Origin of the sequence: Pseudomonas nitroreducens, assembly GCF_014204515.1 — a bacterium.
Taxonomy (GTDB): Bacteria; Pseudomonadota; Gammaproteobacteria; order Pseudomonadales; family Pseudomonadaceae; genus Pseudomonas; species Pseudomonas nitritireducens_A.
In genome coordinates, this window is sequence record NZ_JACHLI010000006.1 from 43,834 (window position 1) to 61,035 (window position 17,202).

At 66.5% G+C, this 17,202-nt stretch carries 16 protein-coding genes; 10 read left to right on the top strand and 6 right to left on the bottom strand.

The features are described 5' to 3' along the window. Nucleotides 1–11: 11 nt before the first annotated feature. Nucleotides 12–533 carry an RNA polymerase sigma factor gene (locus HNP46_RS09830; RefSeq protein ID WP_184588264.1) on the bottom strand — a complete coding sequence of 174 codons (522 nt, stop codon included), beginning with the start codon at nt 531–533 and terminating at the stop codon, nt 12–14. A gap of 166 nt (nt 534–699) precedes the next feature. Further along, the gene (locus HNP46_RS09835; RefSeq protein WP_184588266.1) at nt 700–2,058 is read right to left on the bottom strand and encodes an MFS transporter; all 1,359 of its coding nucleotides are present in this window, start codon (nt 2,056–2,058) and stop codon (nt 700–702) included. A gap of 331 nt (nt 2,059–2,389) precedes the next feature. Here HNP46_RS09835 and HNP46_RS09840 point away from each other — a divergent pair, with 331 nt between their 5' ends. After that, nucleotides 2,390–3,268, top strand: a complete 879-nt coding sequence (locus HNP46_RS09840; protein WP_184588268.1) for a LysR substrate-binding domain-containing protein — start codon at nt 2,390–2,392, stop codon at nt 3,266–3,268. Nucleotides 3,269–3,531: 263 nt separating this feature from the next. Here the strand turns inward: HNP46_RS09840 and HNP46_RS09845 are convergent, their stop codons facing one another. Further along, nucleotides 3,532–4,392, bottom strand: a complete 861-nt coding sequence (locus HNP46_RS09845; RefSeq protein ID WP_184588270.1) for a LysR substrate-binding domain-containing protein — start codon at nt 4,390–4,392, stop codon at nt 3,532–3,534. A gap of 149 nt (nt 4,393–4,541) precedes the next feature. On the opposite strand from HNP46_RS09845, the gene HNP46_RS09850 reads away from it, so the two are divergent. Both HNP46_RS09850 and phnX read left to right on the top strand, forming a co-directional pair. Further along, nucleotides 4,542–5,657, top strand: coding sequence for a 2-aminoethylphosphonate--pyruvate transaminase (locus HNP46_RS09850; RefSeq protein ID WP_184588272.1), 1,116 nt, complete (start codon nt 4,542–4,544; stop codon nt 5,655–5,657). Nucleotides 5,658–5,689: 32 nt separating this feature from the next. Beyond that, complete coding sequence (phnX, locus tag HNP46_RS09855; protein ID WP_184588274.1) at nt 5,690–6,517, top strand: phosphonoacetaldehyde hydrolase; 828 nt, start codon at nt 5,690–5,692, stop codon at nt 6,515–6,517. A 529-nt stretch (nt 6,518–7,046) separates the two neighbouring features. On the opposite strand, the gene HNP46_RS09860 is transcribed toward phnX, so the two are convergent. Then, nucleotides 7,047–7,649, bottom strand: coding sequence for a helix-turn-helix domain-containing protein (locus HNP46_RS09860; protein WP_184588276.1), 603 nt, complete (start codon nt 7,647–7,649; stop codon nt 7,047–7,049). A gap of 52 nt (nt 7,650–7,701) precedes the next feature. Between HNP46_RS09860 and rhtA the strand changes: the two genes are divergently transcribed. Then, nucleotides 7,702–8,577 (top strand): threonine/homoserine exporter RhtA, encoded by an 876-nt coding sequence (gene rhtA / locus HNP46_RS09865; protein ID WP_184588278.1) that lies wholly within the window; start codon nt 7,702–7,704, stop codon nt 8,575–8,577. A gap of 299 nt (nt 8,578–8,876) precedes the next feature. Here the strand turns inward: rhtA and HNP46_RS09870 are convergent, their stop codons facing one another. Continuing rightward, complete coding sequence (locus tag HNP46_RS09870; protein WP_184588280.1) at nt 8,877–10,280, bottom strand: MATE family efflux transporter; 1,404 nt, start codon at nt 10,278–10,280, stop codon at nt 8,877–8,879. Between the two features lie 505 nt (nt 10,281–10,785). Between HNP46_RS09870 and pdxB the strand changes: the two genes are divergently transcribed. After that, nucleotides 10,786–11,934, top strand: coding sequence for a 4-phosphoerythronate dehydrogenase PdxB (gene pdxB / locus HNP46_RS09875; RefSeq protein ID WP_184588282.1), 1,149 nt, complete (start codon nt 10,786–10,788; stop codon nt 11,932–11,934). 10 nt (nt 11,935–11,944) lie between these two features. Here pdxB and HNP46_RS09880 read toward each other — a convergent pair whose 3' ends face one another. Beyond that, entirely contained in the window at nt 11,945–12,094 is a 150-nt protein-coding gene (locus HNP46_RS09880; protein ID WP_184588284.1) for a PA1571 family protein, read from the bottom strand. A 282-nt stretch (nt 12,095–12,376) separates the two neighbouring features. Between HNP46_RS09880 and HNP46_RS09885 the strand changes: the two genes are divergently transcribed. From HNP46_RS09885 to ssuD, 5 genes are all read left to right on the top strand, one after another. Further along, on the top strand, nt 12,377–13,516 hold the full coding sequence (locus HNP46_RS09885; protein ID WP_184588286.1) for an ATP-NAD kinase family protein: 1,140 nt from the start codon (nt 12,377–12,379) through the stop codon (nt 13,514–13,516). Between the two features lie 215 nt (nt 13,517–13,731). Beyond that, nucleotides 13,732–14,133, top strand: a complete 402-nt coding sequence (locus tag HNP46_RS09890; protein WP_184588288.1) for a GFA family protein — start codon at nt 13,732–13,734, stop codon at nt 14,131–14,133. Nucleotides 14,134–14,182: 49 nt separating this feature from the next. Then, nucleotides 14,183–15,298, top strand: a complete 1,116-nt coding sequence (locus HNP46_RS09895) for a saccharopine dehydrogenase family protein (RefSeq protein ID WP_184588290.1) — start codon at nt 14,183–14,185, stop codon at nt 15,296–15,298. A gap of 186 nt (nt 15,299–15,484) precedes the next feature. Further along, nucleotides 15,485–16,042 carry an FMN reductase gene (msuE, locus tag HNP46_RS09900; RefSeq protein WP_184588292.1) on the top strand — a complete coding sequence of 186 codons (558 nt, stop codon included), beginning with the start codon at nt 15,485–15,487 and terminating at the stop codon, nt 16,040–16,042. Nucleotides 16,043–16,052: 10 nt separating this feature from the next. Next, nucleotides 16,053–17,198: an FMNH2-dependent alkanesulfonate monooxygenase gene (gene ssuD, locus HNP46_RS09905; RefSeq protein ID WP_184588294.1), complete on the top strand. Its 1,146-nt coding sequence runs from the start codon at nt 16,053–16,055 to the stop codon at nt 17,196–17,198. Nucleotides 17,199–17,202: the final 4 nt, after the last annotated feature.

Consider the following 17,202-nt stretch of genomic DNA (forward strand, 5'->3'; position numbering starts at 1 on the left):
ACGGTAGTCCGTCATACCGATTCCTCCAGGCGACTGACCAGTCCGATGCAGATCGCCATGATCAGCTTCAGTTCCTTCTGCACCGTGCTGGACGAGACATCGAGCTGCTCGGCGATCTCCGCATAGCCGCAGCCGTGCAGGCGGCTGAGGATGAAGATGCGTTGCTGGCGTTCGCTGAGCTGGCTGAGGGTAGAGCCGAGGCGTTCCAAGAGCTTCTCCGCGTGCAGTTGGTCTTCCGCGCTGGAGCCGGGGGCGGGCACCGCCTGGACCACGTCGAAGGGCACGTCATCGAGCATGGTCCGCGACTGCATGCGCAGGTGGCGCAGGTGATCCAGGGCGAGGTTGCGGCCGGTCTGGAAGAGGAAGGGTTCCAGGTGATCGATACGGCGTTCGAGCAGGGTGCGGGCAACGCGCAGGTAGGTTTCCTGCACCAGGTCTTCGGCGATGCTCGGGTTCTTCACCATCCGTACGAGCGTGCGCAGTAAGGGCAGGCGCTGGGCCAGAAAGACCGCGTCGAGGTTGGAAGTGCTCACAAGGGCGTCCAGCAGGATTTTTCAAATGATAATCAATATTATTCAGGCGAGACGCAGGGCACAAGCCCATCCGTGTTTCCGCATGCTGGCGCGCCAATGAAAAAAGGGCGAGGCGCGCGGGGCGCCTCGCCCATTCCCTCAGCCGGCCGGTGAGGGGAAGGGGGGATCAGGAACGGACCGGGCGGGCGTTCAGCGCGGGTTCGTCGCGGCCGGATTTCGCCGGAGGAGTGGTTTCCGGGCGACTGTTCCAGTGCGGAATCAGGATGCCGGCGGCGATCAGCGCGGTGACGGTGAAGCCGATGAACACCGTGTAGGTGTCGAAGTAGCCCGGCAGCAGGCCGCCGAGGATCGCGCCGATGGAGCCGCAGCCGTTGACGAAGCCCGCCGCGGTGCCGGCTGCTTCGCCGGTGCCGAAGTCCACGGCGGCGGCGCCGCTGATCATCGAGTCCGGTCCGTACAGGGTCAGGCCCATCATGAACAGCAGGGCCAGCACCAGCAGGCTGCTGCCGGTCTGCATGGCCGGGACGAACAGCGCCAGGCACACGGTAAGGCCGAGCAGGCTGATCACGCAGGCGGGCATGCGCCGGGCGCCGAAGATGCGGTCGGAGGCGAAGCCGATGAGGATCGGCCCGAGCAACCCGGCGACCTCGAAGGCCGACGGCAGGATCGCCGCGCCGACCTTGCCCAGCCCCGGCATGCGTTCATAGACGATCACCGGGCCCCACAGCAGGATCGCATAGCGCGCCGGCTTGAGCAGGAAGTAAGCCAGCCCCAGGGTCAACACGGTGCGGTTGCGCAGCACCTTGCCGAGGATGCGCAGGGACTTGCCGTTCTCTCCCTCGTGCTTGAAGCCGGCGTAGTTCACCGCCTCGGGTTGCTGTACATCGGCTTCCACCGGCGGCAGGCCGACGTCCTGCGGGCGGTTGCGTTGCAGCAGCAGGAACAGGATGGCGACGGCGCCGACCACGGCGGCGGTGGAGTAGAACGCCGCGTGCCAGGTGCCGAACACCTCATACGCCCACCAGCCGGCGAAGGGCGAGGCGACCAGCCCGCCGAAGGCGTAGCAGGTGCTCCACAGGCCGAGCACGCGGCCTCGCTCGTGGGTGGCGAAGAAGCTGCCGATGTTCTTGCACAGGCCCGACCAGCCGGTGGATTGCGCCAGGCCCTGGACCACCATGCAGGTGGCGAAGATCGGCAGGGTAGCGAAGCTGCCCATCACCAGCGCGGCGGCGGCGGAGATCAGCAGGCCGCCGAACACCACCACCCGCGGGCCGTAGCGATCGGCGAAGACGCCCCAGGTGAACTGGCCCACCGCGTAGGCGGTGAGGTAGATGGCGTCGAGGTTGGCCATCGCGATCTTGTCGAGATGGAAGGTCGGGTCTTCGGCGATGCCGAGCTTGGCCACCGAGAAGGCCTTGCGGGTGAAGTAGAAGGCCGCGTAGGCCAGCCAGGTGATGGCGAAGATCTGCCATTTCCAGCGGGCGAGGGAAGCGCGCGGCGATGCGATGCCGTGAGGGTTGAGCATGGTCTGACCTCGTTGTTGTTGTGCTGTGCCGGCAGTCAGTGGGTAACGCCTTTTTTATTTTTGTTTTCGAAGCACGTCGCACCGTCCTGGCGGTGCGGGTCAGAAACGCTGCAGCAGTTTCATACCGCCGCTCCACGGATGTGGAAGAGCGGCGGTGGAGGGATGGAAACAATTCCGAATAAATAACTGAAATCGATTTATCAGATTTCAAAAATAAGCTGGGCTTGTATGACAACCGGCCATGACGCTAGTGTTCTGCGCGAATGACCTTGTGGTCGCTTTCCGCCTGACGGCGAAAAGACGGTCAGAATCTTCCCGCAGAGGCGCACCCATGTCCGTTTCCCACGCCCAGCTCAAGGCCTTCCACGCCGTTGCCGTGCACGGCAGCTTCACCCGCGCCGCCGAGCGCCTGTTCCTCACCCAGCCGGCGATTTCCGACCAGGTGCGCAAGCTGGAGGAGCGCTATGGCGTGCTGCTGTTCCACCGCAACAAGCGCTCGGTGCGCCTGACCGAACTAGGGGAAAGGTTGCTGGCGGTGACCCAGAGGCTGTTCGTGATCGAGGCCGAGGCGCAGGAGTTGCTGCAGGAGTCCAGCGCCTTGCAGACCGGCAGCCTGACCCTGGCGGTGGATGCTCCGGTGCACGTGCTGCCGCAGATCGCACGCTTCTGCCAGCGCCATCCGGGCATCCGCGTGAAGCTGGAAACCGGCAACACCGACGAATCCCTGCAACGGCTGTTCGACTACCAGGCGGACCTGGCCTTGCTCGGCCGCGAAGTGCAGGACGAACGCCTGCTGACCTTCACCCTGCGCAGCGATCCCATCGTCGCCTTCGTCGGTCGCAGCCATCCCTGGGCCGGGCGCGAATCCATCGAGCTGGCCGACCTCGACGACATGCCGCTGGTATTGCGCGAGCAGGGCTCGGTGACGCGGCAGATGCTCGAAGCGGAGATGGCCCGCGCCGGCCTGCGCATCCGCCCGGCCATCGAAGTGGAAGGCCGCGAGGCATCGCTGGAGGCGGTGGCGGTGGGGATTGGCGTGGGCGTGGTGTCGGCCGCCGAGCTGGGCGCGGATGCGCGCGTGCATGCACTGCCGATCCTCGACTGCCACTGGCGCATGAGCGAGACCCTGGTGTGCCTGCGCGAGCAGAGCACCCGGCGGATCGTGGCGACCTTTCTTGATCTGGTGAAAGAGGATCTGCCGGCGGAGTAGCGGCTGTTCGCAAGCTTGCTCGCGATCCCATGTGTGCTGCAGAGCAGCCTGAAAACAATCGCGGACAGAGTCCGCTCCTACGCAAAACCCACCCATCGCACCGAACAAAAACGTAGGAGCGGACTCCGTCCGCGATTGGCTATGGCGCGCAGCTGTTGTCACGGCATGTGCTGGGTCGGCATCGCGGCACTGGCGGGTGATGCTGTGTTTGCTAGCCGCGCTTGCTCCTGCAGACAGGCTTCATCGCAACAGCGAACGGAGGGCTAAGCCTCCGCCAACTCCAGAAACGCACTCACCACCCGCAACCCCCGGCGCCGTTCCAGGCAGCCGATGGCATGGCGGTTGAGCAGGCCGTCACCGCTCAAGGGAATCGCCTTCACCCGCGGGTCAGGGCTGACTTCCAGCGACGACACGATGCCGATCCCCAGTTCCGCCGCCACCGCCTCGGTGACTGCTTCACGGCTGTCCAGCTCCAGCAGCACGCGGGGTTCCACCGATTGCGCCGTGCAGGCCGCATCGAAAGTGCGGCGGGTAATGGAGTCGGGCTCGCGCAGCACCATGATCTGCTGGTTCAGCTCGCCCAGTGGCAGCTCGCCAACGTGCGAAGCCCAGGCATGGCTCGCCGGCACCAGGGCGCAGATGCGCGACTCCACCAACTCGCGCAGGAACAGCCCTGCACGCGGCTCCACCTCGGTCAGCACGGCTATATCCACGTGCTCGTCCAGTAGCGCGGCGAGGGTTTCCTGGGCGTTGCCCAGGCGCAGGTTGACGGTGATGCCGGGGTAGCGCACACGCAGCCGGGCCAACATCGGCATCACCAGGTGCGGGCCGTCGGCGGCCACTTCGATGCGCCCGGTGACCAGTTCACGGCTGGCATCGAGCATGGCCTCGGCTTCTTCCTCCAGGGCGAACAACGTGCGGCTTATCGCCGACAGGCGTACGCCATCTTCTGTCAGTTCCACGCCCCGCGCGGTGCGGCGGAACAGATTGACCTGGTAGTGCTCCTCCAGCGCCTTCACGTGCCCGGTCACCGCCGGCTGGCTGATGAACAGGCGCTCGGCGGCGCGGGTGAAGCTGCGTTCGCGGGCGACGGCGTCGAAGGCGCGGAGCTGGAAGAGGTTCATGAGGTATATGTCCGGCTTATGCAGTGCATCGTGATAAACAATTTGAACGATATCTGCTCGGCCGGCAAGTTATGCCCAGGCCGCCGCGAACCCGCCGGCCCACACCGAATTCAGCTTTGACGACGTTCCCAAGACAAGAGGAATCGAGCATGAGCACTGCCGAGCGAGCCCCCATCCTGCTGACTCCCGGTCCGCTGACCACTTCCCCACGTACCCGTCGCGCCATGATGGTCGACTGGGGCTCGTGGGACCGCGACTTCAACGACCTGACCGCCGATGTCTGCAAGCGCCTGCTGGCGATCATCCGCGGTGAAGCGACCCACACCTGCGTACCGCTGCAGGGCAGCGGCACCTTCTCCGTCGAAGCCGCCATCGGCACCCTGGTGCCCCGCGATGGCAAGGTGCTGGTGCTGATCAACGGTGCCTACGGCAAGCGCCTGGCGAAGATCTGCCAGGTGATCGGCCGCGAGTTCAGCACCTTCGAAACCGAAGAAGACGTGCCGACCACCGCCGCCGACGTCGACCGCCTGCTCAGCGCGGACCCCAGCGTCACCCACGTGGCACTGATCCACTGCGAAACCAGCACCGGCATCCTCAATCCGCTGGCCGACATCGCCAAGGTCATCGAGGCCCACGGCAAGCGCCTGATCATCGATGCCATGAGCTCCTTCGGCGCCCTGGACATCGACGCACGCAGCATTCCCTTCGATGCGCTGATCGCCGCGTCCGGCAAGTGCCTGGAAGGTGTACCGGGCATGGGCTTCGTCTTCGCTCGCACAACCGCCCTGGACGCCAGCGCTGGCAACTGCCACTCGCTGTCCATGGACCTGCAGGACCAGCACGCCTACATGGCCAAGACCGGCCAGTGGCGCTTCACCCCACCGACCCATGTAGTGGCGGCGCTGCACGAGGCGCTGACGCAATACGAGGAGGAGGGCGGCCTGGCGGCCCGTCATCAGCGTTACGCAAACAACTGTCAGACTCTGCTGGCAGAAATGGCTGAACTCGGCTTGCGCAGCTTCCTGCCGGCGGAGATCCAGGCGCCGATCATCGTCACCTTCCATGCCCCGAGCGACGCCCGCTACAGCTTCACCGAGTTCTACAACCGGGTGCGCGAGAAGGGCTTCATCCTCTACCCCGGCAAGCTGACCCAGGTGGAAACCTTCCGCGTCGGTTGCATCGGCCAGGTCGACGCCAGCGGCATGCGCGCCGCCGTCGCGGCCATCGCCGAGACGCTGAAGGAAATGGAAGTCTTCGAAATCTGACGCCCGCCCGAATTCACACAGGATTGAACGCCATGAATTACGCACAACCCAAGCAACTGCAAGCTGTCATCCTCGACTGGGCCGGTACCGTGGTCGACTTCGGCTCCTTCGCGCCGACCCAGATCTTCGTCGAAGCCTTCGCCGAGTTCGGCGTCCAGGTCAGCCTGGAAGAAGCCCGCGGCCCGATGGGTATGGGCAAGTGGGATCACATCCGCACCCTCTGCGATATCCCGGCCATCGCCGAGCGCTACCAGGCCAAGTTCGGCCGCGTACCGAGCGACGATGACGTCACTGCGATCTACGAGCGCTTCATGCCGCTGCAGATCGAGAAGATCGCCGAGCACTCGGCGCTGATCCCTGGCGCGCTGGACACCATCGCCACCCTGCGCAAGGGCGGGCTGAAGATCGGCTCCTGCTCCGGCTACCCGGCGGTGGTGATGGAGAAGGTCGTGGCCCTGGCCAGGACCAATGGCTACGTCGCCGACCATGTGGTCGCCACCGATGAAGTCCCCAACGGCCGTCCGCACCCGGCGCAGGCGCTGGCCAACGTGATTGCCCTGGGCATCAACGACGTGGCGGCCTGTGTCAAGGTCGACGACACCTGGCCAGGCATTCTCGAGGGTCGCAGTGCGGGCATGTGGACCGTGGCGCTGACCTGCTCGGGCAATGCCCTGGGGCTCACCTACGAGCAGTACAAGGCGCTGCCGGCGGATAAGCTGGAACAGGAGCGCCGCCGTATCGGGCAGATGTTCGAGGGCGCGCGGCCGCATTACCTGATCGACACCATCGTTGAGCTGCCGGGGGTGATTGCCGATATCAATGCGCGGTTGGCGCGGGGGGAGATGCCGCAGGGTAGTTGAGCTTCGGCGTGAGTTTTAAAGGCCCGCTATGTGCGGGCCTTTTTTATGGGAGTATTGCGCCGCTTCGGCGTGTTCGAAAACTCTGTGTTTCGCCCCCTCGGGCGACCTACTTTGGAAAATACGGATGGCCGCCCCACCCAAAGTAGGCAAAGGTCTTCGCCCCTGCCATCCGGCTTTTCGCTTCGCGAAAAGTACCCTCGGTTCCTCGGAGTTCCAGGGGCCCGCGTTGACGGGCCATCCCTGGCCCGACAACGCTCTCGCGACATCCATGTCGCTCGACCCCTGGAACTCCGATCACCTTCGGCCTCCTGAAAGGGGCACTCCGGCGCGTGCGGATATTTCTCTGGAAGCCCCTAAGAGACAGATCAAGGAAAAGGGCTGCTTGGGCACTGCTTTCGTAGGAGCGGACCTTGTCCGCGAAATCTATGTGGATGAACCGGCGCTCACCAGGAGGAACGGTTGCTTCCTGCCCGCGGAGGAGTGGACTTCGTCCGCGATCAGCGCCGACAGGCGCACACGCCAGCGAACCTCAATTCACCACGTTGCGCACGAACCGCACCAGCACATCCCCGTGGTTCTGATAGGAAAACGGCTGGTTACTCTTGAACACATGGAACCCGCCGGCGGCGACCTCCAGCGTTTCCTCGGCGAGGACGATGGTCAGGCGGCCTTCGATCACATAGGCCATGTCGTACCAGCCCTCGGCGTCGGGTTCGGCGTTGTAGCTGTCGCCGGGGGCGAGGGCCCAGTGCCAGAGTTCAGCCTGGCGCGCGGCGGGGGTGCTGGCGAGGAGGGTGCCGCGGCTGTCGGCCTGCTGGCCACCCCAGGCAACGGCGTCGACGCGGGTCAGGCCGCCGGTGGAGGGCGGGCGCACCAGGTCGGCGAAGGTGACTTTCAGGGCGGCGGCGATGCGGTCGAGGGTGGCGAGGCTGACGTTGGTGTCGCCGCTCTCGATGCCGACCAGCATCCGCCGGCTGACCCCGGAGGCCTTGGCCAGGGCGTCCTGGCTGAAGCCGGCGCTGCGGCGGTGGGTCTTCACGTTATCGGCGACGTGCACCAGCACGCTGGGACGTTCGGAAGGAGTGGGCAGTATATTGCTCATTCTGGCCTTTTTGCGCATTATGTTGCGCATAACAGTCAACCAAGATTTCCCTACCGTTGCAACGCCTGTTCAGGTCCGCATCATGCCTCGCTCCCGCTTTCTCGCTACCGTTTTCCCCATCGCCATCCTGATCGTCTCGATGGCCTCGATCCAGACCGGCGCGTCCGTGGCCAAGAGCCTGTTCCCGGTACTCGGCGCCGAAGGTGTGACCAGCATGCGGCTGATCTTCGCCGCGATCATCCTGCTGGCCATCCTGCGGCCGTGGCGCACCTCGCTGCAGGGCAAGGCGCTCAAGCCGCTGTTCATCTACGGCCTGAACCTGGGGCTGATGAACCTGATGTTCTACATGGCCCTGCAGACCATTCCGCTGGGCGTCGCCGTAGCGCTGGAGTTCACCGGGCCGCTGGCCGTGGCGCTGTTCTATTCGCGCAAGCCGCTGGACTTCCTGTGGATCGCCCTGGCCGTGGTTGGCCTGGGCCTGCTGCTGCCGATCGCCGACTTCGGCGCCGGCATCGATCCCAAGGGCGCCGCCCTGGCGCTGGGCGCCGGTGTCTGCTGGGGGCTTTACATCATCTTCGGCCAGCGCGCGGGCAATGACCTGGGCGCCCAGGGCGCGGCGCTGGGCATCACCATCGCGGCCGTGTGCATGGCGCCCATCGGCATCGCCCACAGTGGCATGGCGCTGCTGGATATCAGCCTGTTCCCGGCGCTGCTGGGCGTGGCGATCCTTTCCAGCGCCTTGCCCTACACCCTGGAGATGATCGCCCTGACCCGCCTGCCGGCGCGTACGTTCGGTACGCTGATGAGCATCGAGCCGGCGTTCGGTGCGTTGTCCGGCCTGTTCTTCCTGGGTGAGCAACTGACTTCGCACCAGTGGATCGCCATCGGCGCCATCATCGTTGCCTCGGTGGGCACCACGCTGAGCAGCCGGCCGAAGCCGGCTCTGGTGACCGACTGACACTCGCAGCCTTGATCGAAAAGCCGCCCTCGGGCGGCTTTTTCGTTGTTGCACGAGCGAGCTTGCTCGCGAACGGAGTTCCCGCAGGCACCCGCATCAAGCGGTTCGCGAGCAAGCTCGCTCCTACAGGATGTTCGGGGTTGCGCAAAGTAGGATGGGTGGAGCGAAGCGATACCCAGCAGTCCGTGCGATGGATCGATGGGTAGCGCTGCGCTCCACGCCATCCTACGTGGTGATTTTCCGCTGAGATTCCTCAATGAAAAAGCCGCCCTCGGGCGGCTTTTTTGCGTCGCGGGTCGTCAGCCAGCCGTGCGCATCTCGTTCAGCACGATCTGCCGCCTGGCGCTGCGCGACAGGCGGATGCACAGCATGATCGCCGCACAGGTCAGGCCGACGATCAGGCCCTCCCACAGGCCGCGCGGGCCGGTGGGTTCCTGCAGCCAGTGGGTGAGGCCGAGGCTGTAGCCCACCGGCAGGCCGATGCCCCAGTAGGCGAACAGGGTCATGATCATGGTCGCGCGAGTGTCCTGATAACCGCGCAGCGCGCCGGCGGCGGTGACCTGCACGGCGTCGGAGAACTGGAACAGCGCCGAGAACACCAGCAGCGTGGCGGCCAGGGCCAGCACTTCCGGGTCCTGCGTATAGAGCCCGGCGATGTGCTCGCGCATCAGCAGCATGCCGCTGGCGGAAATGCACGCGTAAGCCAGTGCCGCACCCATGCCCACACCCGCCGCGAAGCGCGCATCACGCGGCGCGCCGGCGCCCAGCGACTGGCCCACGCGCACGGTCACGGCCATGGCCAGCGAGTAGGGGATCATGAACACCAGCGCGCTGAAGTTCAGCGCCACCTGGTGGCCGGCCACCACCTTCTCGCCCAGTTCGCCGATCAGCAGGGCGATCACCGAGAAGATGCTGGATTCGGCGAACACCGCGATGCCGATGGGCAGGCCGACGGCGACCAGGCTGCCGATGACCTTGAGGTTCGGCAGTTCCCAGTGGGCGAACAGCTGGCTGGGCTGGTAGACCTTGGCGATGTTCACCCAGGCCAGCATGCCCAGCAGCATGAACCACATCACCGAGCCGGTGGCCCAGCCGCAGCCGGGACCGCCCAGGGCCGGGAAGCCGAAGTGGCCATAGATCAGCATGTAGTTGATCGGGATGTTCAGCAGCAGCCCGCAGATGCCCAGCACCATGCTCGGCCGGGTGCGGCCCAGGCCGTCGCTGAAGCAGCGCAGCACGTGATACAGCGCTACCGCCGGCAGGCCGCAGGCAATGCCGCGCAGGTAGAAGCAGCTGGGTTCGATCAGTGCTTCCTCGACCTTCATCGCCCGCAGTACGGGTTCGGAGAGCAACCACAGCGTCGCCCCCGCCAGCGGGCCGACCAGCAACGCCAGCCACAGTGCCTGGCGCACCAGCGGACCGGTGCCGGCCTGGTCGCCCGCGCCATAGCGCTGGGCCACCTTGGCGGTGGTGGCGAGCAGGGTGCCGGTCATCAGCAGGAAGATCGGAATCCAGATCGAGTTGCCCAGCGCCACTGCAGCCAGGTCGCGCGGACCCACGCTGCCGGCCATCACCGCATCGACGAAGCCCATGGCGGTGGTCGCCAGCTGGGCAATCATGATCGGCGCTGCCAGGGTCAGCAGTTCCTTGAGTTCGGTGGCGGTACGCCGTCCACGGGAGACGGGCTGGGCGAGGCTGGTCACGGCTTTCCTTGGCAGAAGAATTGAGCGGGAAGCCGGCCAGTTTAAGGGTTGACGGGCCAGTCAGGAAGCCTCGCCTGCGCCGCACGGGACCGCACGCAGGGCTGCGGGGCGATGCATAGTAGGGCGAATAACGCGCCAGCGTTATCCGCCGTGAGGGGCAGACGGCGGATAACCTGTCCCAGGTTATGCGCCCTATGTTCCTAACCAATGCCGCGGGAAAAACACCGTGTCTCACTTGTAGGAGCAACTGTCTTTGTTCCTGAATTCTGGACCTGGGTTTCCCTCTCCCTAACCCTCTCCCTGAAGGGAGAGGGGACTAGTTCGGTGCAGGATGACGCCGTGTCATCAGCCGGCACATTCGGCTCCCTCTCCCTTCAGGGAGAGGGCGGGGGGAGAGGGTATTTCCCTAGCACCGGAGTTCCGTTGTAGGAGCGTTGTGGATGTTCATGCCTGCGCGCAGCGACTCGCTGGTAAAGTACCCGCAGCCGATTTCTGGAGTCAGCCCATGCGTATCCTTGCCGATGAGAACATTCCCCTGGTCGAAGCCTTCTTCGGCGCCCATGGCGATATCCGCCGCCTGCCCGGCCGCGGCATCGACCGCGCTGCGCTGGGCGACGCCGAAGTGCTGCTGGTGCGCTCGGTCACCGACGTCAGTCGCGAGCTGCTCGCCGGCAGCCAGGTGAAGTTCGTCGGCACCTGCACCATCGGCACCGACCACCTGGACCTGGACTACTTCGCCGAAGCCGGCATCGCCTGGTCCAGCGCGCCGGGCTGCAACGCCCGTGGCGTGGTGGACTGGGTGCTGGGCAGCCTGCTGGCGCTGGCCGAGGTGCACGGCGCCAGGCTCTCCGAACGACGCTACGGCGTGATCGGCGCGGGCCAGGTCGGTGGGCGTCTGGTGGACGTGCTGCGTGGCCTGGGTTGGGACGTACGCGTCTGCGACCCGCCACGGGCTGCCGCCGAAGGTGGCGACTTCTGCAGCCTGGAAGAAGTGCTGCGCGAGTGCGACGTGATCAGCCTGCACACACCGCTGACCCGCGACGGCGATCACCCGACGCGCCACCTGATCGACGCGCAGCGTTTGCAAACACTGCGCCCCGGCACCTGGCTGATCAACGCCAGCCGTGGCGGCGTGGTCGACAACACCGCGCTGCGCATCCACCTGGAATCCGGCGCGGACATCGACGTGGCGTTGGACGTCTGGGAAGGCGAGCCGGAAGTCAACGTGCAACTGGCGCAGCTCTGCCGCATCGCCACCCCGCACATCGCCGGCTACAGCCTGGACGGCAAGCTGCGTGGCACGGCGCAGATCTACGAGGCCTTCTGCGTCTGGCAGCAGTGCGAGCCCACAGTGGCCCTCGACGATCTGCTGCCGGCGCAATGGCTGGCCGAACTGAATCTTACGGAAGAATGCGATCCGGACTGGGCGCTGGCGATGCTCTGCCGCGCCGTGTACGACCCACGCAGCGATGACGCCGACTTCCGCCGCAGCCTGGTGGGTGACACCCATGCCCGGCGGGCAGCCTTCGACGCGTTGCGCAAGCACTACCCGCCGCGTCGGGAGATCACCGGGCTGTGGGTGGACATCCAGGGCGATTCACCGCGCCTGGAAAGCCTGCTCACCGCGCTGGGCGCCAACCGGGTCGGGGAGTAGCGTCCGGCTATCAGCGACGCGGTGGTTCGCAGGTCTTGTCCAGCTCCTGGCAGGCGCGCTGGATCATGTCCTCGGTGATCGGGACTTCACGGCCCTGGGCATCGATGATCGAGCCGCCGACCGGCTGTTGCGGATGGCGCGGGGCGGGGTGCGGATTCACGGTGGCTTTGCAGGCTCATGGCCAATCTCCTCTACATCAGGTTCGTTGCAGTCTAGGCAGATCAGATGAAACCCCGGTGACAGAAGCTGCCGCCGGCAGCGTCGGAGAATCGTCACCGAAGACGGACGACCAGCCATCTCGCAGATTGCATGCCAATCGCGAGGTCCCCGGTCGTCTGCTTGTCGTTATAGTTTTCTGAAGACAGTGTCGTGGAGTTGCCGCTTCCCTGGTCCGACCCGGCGTTGCACCGGTGGTTCGAAGAAGTTTCCCTCGAGGTTGAGTATGGACAGGATTCGTCTGGGGCTGATCATCAATCCGCTGGCCGGTATCGGCGGCCCCAGTGCGCTCAAGGGCAGCGATGGCGTAGCCGGGCTGGCCCTGGCGCGCGGCGCCGTACCGCGGGCGGCGGAGCGCACGCGGGTGGCCCTGGAGCACCTGCTGCCGGTGCGCGAGCGCCTGGAGTTCCTCACCTTTCCCGGTGCCATGGGTGCCGAGCTGCTGGTGGACATGGGCTTCACCCATCGCCTGGTCGGCACGCTGGAGCAGGAGTGCAGCAGCGCGGCGGATACCCGTCACGCCGTGCAGGCACTGCAGGAGGCCGGCGTGGCGCTGATTCTCTTCGCCGGCGGCGACGGCACCGCGCGCGATGTGGCCGAGGTGGCTCGCGAAGGCCAGCCGGTGCTGGGCATTCCCGCCGGAGTGAAGATCCATTCCGGCGTCTACACCATCAGCCCGCGGGCCGCCGGGGAACTGGCGCGGCGCCTGGTGGACGGCGGGCTGGTGCGCCTGACCCAGGGCGAAGTGCGTGACCTCGACGAAGCCGCCTTGCGCGAAGGGCGTGTCGCTGCGCGCTGGTACGCCGAACTGACGGTGCCCGAGGAAGGCCACTTCATGCAGCACGTGAAGCAGGCCGGCATGGAGACCGAAGAACTGGTGCTGGCCGATCTCGCCGCCTGGCTGGAAGACAGCTGGGAGGAGGGCGTGCGCTATGTCTTCGGCCCCGGCTCGACGCTGCACGGGCTGGCCGCCGACCTGCACCTGGAGACCACGCTGCTGGGCGTGGATGTGATCGAGAACGGCGCAGTGATCGGCCGCGACGTCACCGAGGCGCAGCTGTTCGAACTGGTGGCTGGCCACCCGGCCTTCCTGCTGGTGACCGCCATTGGCGGGCAGGGGCACATCCTCGGGCGCGGCAACCAGCAGATCAGCCCGCGCGTGCTGCGCGCCATCGGCATCGAGCGGCTGCGGGTGATCGCTACCAAGCGCAAGCTCGCCACCCTCGAAGGCCGGCCGCTGCTGGTGGACAGCGGCGAAGCCGAGCTGGACGCAAGCTTCCCGGCGGCGGTGCGGGTGTGGGCCGGCTACAAGGAAGAGCTGCTCTATCCGCTGGGTTGGGGCGATGAAGACCAGCCGACTGCGTAGGGCGAATGACGCCTGAGGCGTTATCCGCCGCTTTGGCGGACAACCCGTTCCGGGTTATGCGCCCTGCGAGAGCGCTGGTACAGACGTCCGCCAATAGCCGTATGCGTTGAGGCGGGCGCCGCGAAAGCTGAACAACCACTACTCGGCACGGTGGTGCTGATAACCGAGCCTGTTCTAGACTCCTTCGCTTCGTGAACTGAGCGGGGAGTGGTGCCATGCATACCGGCGGCTGTCTGTGCGGTGCGGTGCGCTACGAGATCAGCGGCGAGCTGGCGGCGATCCAGGTCTGCCATTGCAGCCAGTGCCGCAAGGCCCAGGGTGGCCCATTCGCCACCAATGTCCCGGTGGAGCGCGCGGCGTTCCGCCTGCTCAGCGGCGAGTCGCAGCTGGCGGAGTACCGCGCCACGCCGGATAAGCAGCGGGTGTTCTGCCGTACCTGCGGCTCGCCGATCTACAGCGCCCGCGAGGCGCTGCCGGAAGTATTGCGGGTGCGCGCGGGAACCCTGGACGAGCCCGTGCGGACAAAGCTCGAAGCACATTACTACGTCGAATCCGGGGCCGGCTGGTGGCCACTGGAGGACAATCTGCCCCGCCACGGCGGGGCAAAACCGGGATGAGGAAGCTGGCGCGGCCAGCAGCAGTCAGGGAGCAACAGAGTCAGTGGCAATGGACAGTAAATTTCGCGTGCTGGTGCTGGGCGGCTACGGCAACTTCGGTAGCCTGATCGTCCGCCGCCTGAGCGGCATCGAGGGCATCCGTGTGCTGGTGGGCGGGCGCGACCAGCGCCGTGCCAATCAACTGGCCGCGGAGGTGGGCGGCGAGGCGGTGTGCCTGGACATGAACCAGCCGACCCTGGCCGGCCGCCTCAACGAACTCAAGGTGGACATGCTGATTTCCACCGCCGGCCCGTTCCAGGGCCAGGACTACCGCGTCGCCCGCGCCGCCATCGGCGCCCGCGCGCACTACGTCGACCTGGCCGATGCCCGCCAGTTCGTCTGCGGTATCCAGGAGCTCGATCGCGCTGCGCGCAGTGCCGGCGTACTGGTCTGCAGCGGTGCCAGCTCGGTGCCGGCGCTGGCCGCCTCGGTGATCGACGAGTTGCTGCCGCGCTTCCAGCGCCTGGACAGCATCCACCACGGCATCAGTTCCTCGGCGAAGATTCCCGGCCAGGCCACGGTGTCCGCCGTGCTGGGCTATTGCGGCAAACCCCTGCGCCAGTGGCGCCAGGGCCGCTGGCAGGACGTGCATGGCTGGCAGGGGCTGAACCGTCATCGCTTCCCTGCGCCCCTGGGACGGCGCTGGCTGGCCCACTGCGACGTGCCGGACCTGGAACTGTTCCCGCAGCGCTACCCCGGCGTGCAGGACGTGCGCTTCTCGGCAGGCCTCGGCCTGGGCCTCACCCAGTTCGGTACCTGGGGCTTGTCCTGGCTGGTACGCGCCGGCCTGATCAAGGATGCCGCGCGCCTAGGAACCGGCCTGCATCGTCTGGCGGTGGCCATGGAGCCGCTGGGCGATGGCCGCAGCGGCATGTTCGTCCGGCTGCAGGGCGTGGACGCTGACGGCAAGCCGCTGGTGCTGTGCTGGGAAATCCTCGCGCATCAGGACCACGGCCCGAACATTCCCTGCATGGCCGCCGTGGCGCTGGCGCGCAAACTGGCCGCCGGGCAGCTGCGCCAGCGCGGCGCGACAGCCTGCGTCGGCCTGCTCAGCAAGGACGAGTACGTCGCCGAGCTGGAAGACCTGGATATCTCCCACGGCGTGCGTGAGCTGGCTGTGCAGTGAGCCTCGACTGTTGCCCAGGCAACAGTCGATCAGCAGAGCTGTTGCCTGGGTGACACGCGAGCCCGCCGAAGCGGTCCAAAGTGACCTGAAATTGTACATTTCCCTGTCGTTTCGGCCCTTTCGGGGGTTGGTACGGCCCTTGCTCTAGGTCTTTGTACCTAGCGCAACAGTCAACAGGGAAAACCCATGACCCGCCCCATCAAAGTGGTCGCCGTTTCCGGCGGCACCTATCGCCCCTCGCGCACCCTGGTGCTCACCCAGGCCGTGCTCGACGCCCTCGGCGAACAGCTTCCGGTAGAAGCCCGAATCATCGAACTGGCCGACATCGCCCGCCCGCTGGGCGCCGCGCTGTCACGCCAGGAACTCTCCGCCGAGCTGGAAGCCACTCTGCGCGAGATCGAGACCGCCGACCTGCTGGTGGTTGCCTCGCCGGTCTACCGCGGCTCCTATCCGGGCCTGCTCAAGCACCTGTTCGACCTGGTGGACATGAACGCCCTGATCGACACCCCGGTGCTGCTCGCCGCCACCGGCGGCAGCGAGCGCCACGCGCTGGTCCTCGACCACCAGCTGCGCCCGCTGTTCAGCTTCTTCCAGTCGATCACGCTGCCCATCGGCGTGTACGCCAGCGAAGCCGATTTCGCCAACTACCAGATCACCAGCGACACCCTGAAGGCGCGCATCCAGCTCGCCGCCGAACGCGCCGCACCGCTGTTCGCCCGCCCGCAACTGCGCAAGACCGCCTGAGGAGCCAGCGATGAACGTGTTCTGGTTCCTGCCCACTCACGGCGACGGCCACTTCCTCGGTACCAGCGAGGGCGCGCGCCCGGTGTCGCTGCCGTATCTGAAGCAGATCGCCCAGGCTGCCGATTCCCTCGGCTACTACGGCGTGCTGATTCCCACCGGCCGCTCCTGCGAGGACTCGTGGGTCGTCGCCTCGGCCCTGGCGCCGCTCACCGAGCGCCTGCGCTACCTGGTGGCAATCCGTCCGGGGATCATCTCGCCGACGGTTTCCGCGCGCATGGCCGCGACCCTGGATCGCCTCTCCGGCGGACGCCTGCTGATCAACGTGGTGACCGGCGGCGACCCGGATGAAAACCGTGGCGACGGCATCCACCTCAGCCACGCCGAGCGCTACGAAGTCACCGACGAATTCCTGCGCATCTGGCGCCGCGTGCTGCAGGGCGAGTCCGTGGACTTCGCCGGCAAGCACCTGCAGGTGGAGAACGCCAAGGCGCTCTATCCGCCGGTGCAGAAGCCGTACCCGCCGCTGTACTTCGGCGGCTCCTCGGCCGAGGCCCACGACCTGGCCGCCGAGCAGGTGGACGTCTACCTGACCTGGGGCGAGCCGCCGCAAGCGGTCGCGCAGAAGATCGCGGACGTGCGCGAAAAGGCCGCGAAGCAGGGCCGCAGCGTGAAGTTTGGCATCCGCCTGCACGTGATCGTCCGCGAGACCGCCGAGGAAGCCTGGCAGGCCGCCGACAGGCTGATCGCCAACATCTCCGACGAGACCATCGCCAACGCGCAGAAGTCCTTCGCCCGCTTCGATTCCGAAGGCCAGCGGCGCATGGCCGCGCTGCACGGCGGGCGGCGTGACCAGCTGGAGATCTACCCCAACCTCTGGGCCGGTGTCGGCCTGGTGCGCGGCGGCGCCGGCACCGCGCTGGTGGGCGATCCGCAGCAGGTCGCCGAGCGCATCAAGGAGTACGCGGACCTGGGGATCGACAGCTTCATCTTCTCCGGCTACCCGCACCTGGAAGAAGCCTACCGCTTCGCCGAACTGGTCTTCCCGCTGCTGCCCGAGCCCTACGCCAGCCTCGCCGGGCGCGGCGTGACCAACCTCACCGGGCCCTTCGGCGAAATGATCGCCAACGACGTGCTGCCCGGACGCAAGGCCGGCTGAGCCG